Below are 5,536 nucleotides of genomic sequence, written 5' to 3'. Positions count from 1 at the left end.
CCAGCAAGGCAAAAAAACATCGTGCTAAAAATGAGCAACCAATATGGATAGGATTAGTGTATTAATCGGAGCAGGTGCAACATTTGATTTAGATGCTCCTACAACAGATAAATTGACTGAAAAGGTATGTAAGAAAAGACAACATCATTACAAGGGTAAATCTGCTATTCTTAAAAGTATTTCCAATCAGTTAAAAGAATATTACCATCCTCATAAGATAAATTTTGAACATTTAATTCATGCCGTTGAAATGTTGGACACATATAGACATGGATGGAATAATCCTGGAAATATAAAGTATAAACCACCGATTATTCCATTTATTAAACCAAGATTTACTCGGTATTTTAAAGACAATGGTATAGGACTGTTAGTAGCTAAACAAGACATAATTTATACGATTGCAGATGAAGTTAATAGGTATGATTTAAAATTTAGAAAACATAAAAAGTACGATTGGTATAAAGACTTCTGGAAAAAATCAGATTTGACATGGGATATAACTACTCTAAACTACGATACCACTGTAGAGTATTCATTGGATAATGTTTATGAGGATGGATTTGAAGATTCAGGGGATAACTATTTTCGTTTTAATCCTTTGAAATTGGAAAATCCGAAAAAATCAACGCTTGCTCACTTACATGGTTGTATCAATTTTGGATATCCAAGAAATATTCGTAACAAGTATGCCTACGAAGATACACATGAGGATATTTATAAGCTCAAAAATTATAAAGACGCTAGACAAACTTGGTTTGGTAGAAGTACGAATCGCACTCAAGCGTCTGAAGAAACAATTATTGGCCCTATTATAACTGGACTTCGAAAAGTTGAGAAATTAAATACTTACCCATACATTCATTATTTGTATAATTTCCAAAAATCATTATTTAAAAATAAAGGATTATTGATTGTTGGGTATGGTCTCGGTGATTTGTATTTGAATCAACTAATGGAAAGGGTAAATCGGATACATGGTGAAAATAAACGGATTGTTATAATTACTTATTACGGAAAAGATTATTGGACAGATGACCACAGAATTATTGATTTTCCTGAAACAAATGATGGTTATATCTTTCTAGCTAAAGCATTCGTTAAGGAGAGTCCATTAAAAGGCTACAAAAGAGAGAATTTTATAAATAAAGAACCGATAAGGTCAGAAAATGGAAATGTTTTAGTCTTTCTTCATGGATTTAAGGAGGCAGTACAAAATCATCAGGATGAGATAGTTGGATTTTTAAAATCGTAACAAAGCCCAGCTGGTAACAATAAATATACGTAATGCGGGGCGATGTGATAAATTGAACATGAGTACAATTAATAAAGATAGCAACGGTTTGATAAGTAAGTGCTTCGAAATCCCGCACTCCGCATATTCGAGCCGTTAGCAATAATTAACCAAAATTTTAAAACCAATCAATGAATTTAAAGTGTCCTAATTGTAATGGTATAATTGTGCATGGAACAGCTCGAATTCATGGGACGATGTTTGGATTTTTGTTTGTTGGATTCTCCTATCAGAATTTATATTTCCAACCAAATAATGAAAGAGAATATAAAGTACTCGGACCTAATATGCCTGTTCAGGCAATGATTTGTAAGAATTGTGAGACATTGGTTCTCTCTCAAGAGAATTATAAACCAAACATTACAAGTGAGGAACCAGAATTAATTGAATTATCAACAAATAATACGTTCAATACCCTAAAGTTGTGGTCTTCCAGCGAATTACAAAAAGAGCGTCAATTAGAATGTCCAGATATAAATATTGTTACAAGTTTGTTTAATCAATGGAAAAATGTTTTTAGACCCGATGTTATGAATTATAAAGATGTGTTCGAGTTTAAATTACAAAGTTTGCTATATGATTTTGACTGGGAATTATCTAGAGTATATAAATCATTTGAACAGAATATCCCACACTTAACTGAATTTATCGAAACTAAGGATTGGGAAGGTTTAAACTCTAAAGCTATTAAAATAGTTAATGAATTTGATAAATAACTATTGCTAACAATCTGGCATAAAGCATAAGCGTCAGTATTAATTTGAAAGTTTTAGAGGTTGTTTGAAGTCCGCCAAAATTTTCATTTATGTTCAGAAAGCATTAAGTTTAAACAAAAATAAAAATGTTGGCTTTGTGGGATTTTGGTTGGTTTGGTTTTTCAAATCGCTTACAGCTTCATCCAGTTAACGTTATGCGGCACTTTAGGACAGCAGTACACATATGAAAAATTGGTTTAAGAAAGATAAATTTGTGGACTATAAAGAGCGACTAAAAAAAGCTTTCCCGAAAAGTTTGGAGAGTGATTTAAATGTCGTACTTGATATAATTCCGTTTGATGAAAACAGGATTAAACTATGTGATGGAAATAATCATATGGTTAGCAATTTGATTCATGAGAATTTTTACACTACAAAACTTGATTCAGAAGAATTAGAAATACCTATTAGACTTTATTTTAATGAGCTAAGTTCTACTAAGGAAAAGTCTTTAACTGAAAAGCAACAAGCAATTTTAAACTGTATATATCTTAGACACCATAACGGATATTTAAGGCAGAAGCGATTAGAGAAGCTAAAAGGACTAAATTATTATTGGATTACGCCATTTACTTTTCAATTACTAGGTGAATATGTTTTTGAAATTCTTGAAGTGTTGGATAATCAATTGGATGACTCACAATTAGAGAATTATAAAAGGTATGCATTGGAAAATCCAAAATATTGGCAGCAAACAGAAAGTAGAATGATTAGCTACTGGAATGAATATTATCGATTTAAATCCCCAAAAATCAAAACCTATATAGGGAGACTTATATTCGACCAGATTAAAATAAAGACACAAGGATTTAAAGTTGACGAGATTGTTGAAATCGGCATTGATTCTGATGACCGTCTCTTTATAAAGCCCAAGAGAGAAAAGTTCACTCTGATTTACAGAACAGCGACTGAAGTTCACTGGGATGAAAAAGGAAAATTTCTTTATTCTCCTAAACCAAGAGAGTGGAATTATTTTGATTGGTATAAGCAAATTAACAAGATTATTGAGACAGACTGTAATTGTAAGTTAATATTGACTTATAGGACGACTTGGACAAACATTTCAGATGAATTGAAAAAACAGATAAAAACAAAAAAAGTGACCGCATAACAATGTATAAAAATAATAGCCTGGACAGTAGTAAATTCAAGGGTTGTAGCCCGCTTCAACTTTCTTGTAACTTGATAGGAAAGTGCCACGCAGTCGGCTACTATTCTTATACTAACCGTTGTGGCTAATTTTTTACAGCATTATGAAAAACTATTTTTTAATATTGACCATTATCTCCTTATTGAGTTGTCAGAATGTTCAAACTAAGGCTATTCAGCAAGAGAAAACAGTTGTGAAAAGTGATTCTATCTCACATAGAATAGAAATAGAAACCGAAACGACTGCTGTAAACTATACATCAAAAGACAGTTGTGAAAATGTTCAGTATATTTTTAAAGTCATTAATACTGTATTGAATAGTAATAATGTTGATTACATTAATATTACTCAGTTTGAAAATGCATTCAAAGTTAATAGTAACAATGAAAAAGGATGCTATTTCCCTAACGGCAACAGTGAAGGGATTATACTTTACAAGTTTACAGATGCTCTTGAAGAAATTGCATTAGAAGACACAGATGCTATAAGAATGTTGGCTATACTTTATCGACATAACAATAGGAATGCTGAATACTCAGAATACTTTTATAGAGTTTTTCCTAAGGTAGCAGTTGAAAACACCAAAGGTTTTATTCAAGCTTTACATTCTATGGATTTTCAGACTCGGAAAATAACAATTGGGAAACTTGAAATGATTAAAACGAAGAAGGACCTAGATAAGCTTGTTGAAAATTTGAAAACAATCAATGCGGAAGGAATGAATGAAGCAATTTATCAATTAAAAGACTTCCTTTCGACAGAATTTTTAGTTGAATTTGAATAAAACAAACTAGCCACAACACGCTAGTATAAAGCATTTGGCGTTTGTGAACATTTGGAGGTTAAGTCTGGGAATTGAACACCGCCAAATCTTTGATTTGGCTTTAAAAAATGAAAAGGTAAATACAAATAAAAGATTTGGCTCAGTGGAGTTTTGGAAGGTTTGTATAATTAAATCGCCAAACACTTCATCTAGCCAAACGTTATGCGTTATTAATGTAGAGATAACCTTAAATGAATTATAGTATGAAGGTAAAAATATTCTTGGTTCTTTTATTGCTAACTTCTGCAAATATCTATGCAGATATTGCTCCTCATCCAATAAAAGCCAAATCAATTAGTACACCAATTTCAACTTCTATAAGAATGGTAGAAGAGAAAGTCACAATAGACCTCTATAATGATAGTTCTGTAGTAAAGTGCATATTTTACATGAAGAATTTAGGTGAAGATGAGAGTATAAATATTGGGTTTCCAGATATGAATTTTTATTATCACCGAATAAGCAGTATTGAAGACATCTCAAAATTTAAGGTGAAAGAAAATGGTAAGTCTTTAAATTCAATTATAGATCATGTTAATTGTGCAAATATTAAAAGTGATACTATTAAACCCTCATTAGAAGACCGTTTAAGTGGTAAATATCCTCCTGTTAAGAGTCATTTAGATTGGTATTTATGGTCTAGTCAATTCAAGCATAATGAATCAAAAATTATTGAAGTGGAATACACCTTGCCATATGGTCGTAAAAAAAGGAATAATCAGAGATTTTTTAAGTATTTACTAAATACTGGAACAGGCTGGAGAGGTACTATTGGTAAGGCAGAAATTATTGTCAACTTAGTTGATATTCCAACTGACTCCCTTTCCAATATTAGTCCTCAAAATTATACAATAGTGGAAAATCAGATAAAATGGAAATTCACAAATTTAGATCCTAAAGAATCAGACGATATTAATATTTATTACAATTCTGACATAATTTACCCTGATGATAAAATGATTTCGTGTTTTGTTGATGGGCAAAGAACCGAAAATGGAATTGAATTTATTAAAACTATATCACCAGATGAAATTGCATATTTAACAGTTGTTAAGAAGACAGAAGCATTAAGAAAATATCCTAATAGTCCATATGGTGCCGTAATTATTTATACAAAGGATTACACCCTTACTTGTTTCAATAATTTAATGCAAGAAAAGCAATTAAACCTGTTATGGTATAATGCGATAAGCTATGACCTTTTAGTTGAGGAATATGAACTAAAAATAGCTGGAGATGTAGCGCCTTTATACAAAGTATCAGAATTATCTGTCAAACTGATTGATAAGGTTACAATAGTTAAGATAAAAAACGGCAAAGACATTATAGAAGTTTCGCTAATTGAATAATAACAACGCATAACACGCTAGTATAAAGCATATGGCGTTCGTGATTATTGGGAGTATAAATTGGGTAATCGACCAGCGCCAAATCTTTGATTTGGCTTTAGAAATGAGAAGATAAAAACAAATAAAAGATTTGGCTCAGCGGAGTTTTGGTAGTTTTGATTCATT

The 5,536-nt window shown here is 31.2% G+C and carries 5 protein-coding genes; all 5 read left to right on the top strand.

The genetic code is table 11. The features are described from left to right. The first annotated feature begins 43 nt into the window (after positions 1–43). The 5 genes from A8B35_RS22825 to A8B35_RS22800 all read left to right on the top strand — a co-directional run bounded on the left by A8B35_RS22825 (position 44) and on the right by A8B35_RS22800 (position 5,371). Positions 44–1,255 (top strand): SIR2 family protein, encoded by a 1,212-nt coding sequence (locus tag A8B35_RS22825; protein ID WP_068475847.1) that lies wholly within the window; start codon positions 44–46, stop codon positions 1,253–1,255. 170 nt (positions 1,256–1,425) lie between these two features. Then, positions 1,426–2,010 carry a hypothetical protein gene (locus tag A8B35_RS22820; RefSeq protein ID WP_068475845.1) on the top strand — a complete coding sequence of 195 codons (585 nt, stop codon included), beginning with the start codon at positions 1,426–1,428 and terminating at the stop codon, positions 2,008–2,010. A 223-nt stretch (positions 2,011–2,233) separates the two neighbouring features. Further along, positions 2,234–3,160 carry a hypothetical protein gene (locus tag A8B35_RS22815; RefSeq protein WP_068475844.1) on the top strand — a complete coding sequence of 309 codons (927 nt, stop codon included), beginning with the start codon at positions 2,234–2,236 and terminating at the stop codon, positions 3,158–3,160. 142 nt (positions 3,161–3,302) lie between these two features. Then, positions 3,303–3,983 (top strand): hypothetical protein, encoded by a 681-nt coding sequence (locus A8B35_RS22810; protein ID WP_068475842.1) that lies wholly within the window; start codon positions 3,303–3,305, stop codon positions 3,981–3,983. Between the two features lie 242 nt (positions 3,984–4,225). Further along, positions 4,226–5,371 (top strand): hypothetical protein, encoded by a 1,146-nt coding sequence (locus A8B35_RS22800; protein ID WP_139315000.1) that lies wholly within the window; start codon positions 4,226–4,228, stop codon positions 5,369–5,371. The last annotated feature ends 165 nt before the right edge of the window (positions 5,372–5,536 follow it).

It is taken from the genome of Saccharicrinis aurantiacus (genome assembly GCF_001660705.2).
Classification (GTDB): Bacteria; Bacteroidota; Bacteroidia; order Bacteroidales; family Marinilabiliaceae; genus Saccharicrinis; species Saccharicrinis aurantiacus.
This window is presented reverse-complemented; position numbering and strand designations above follow the sequence as displayed.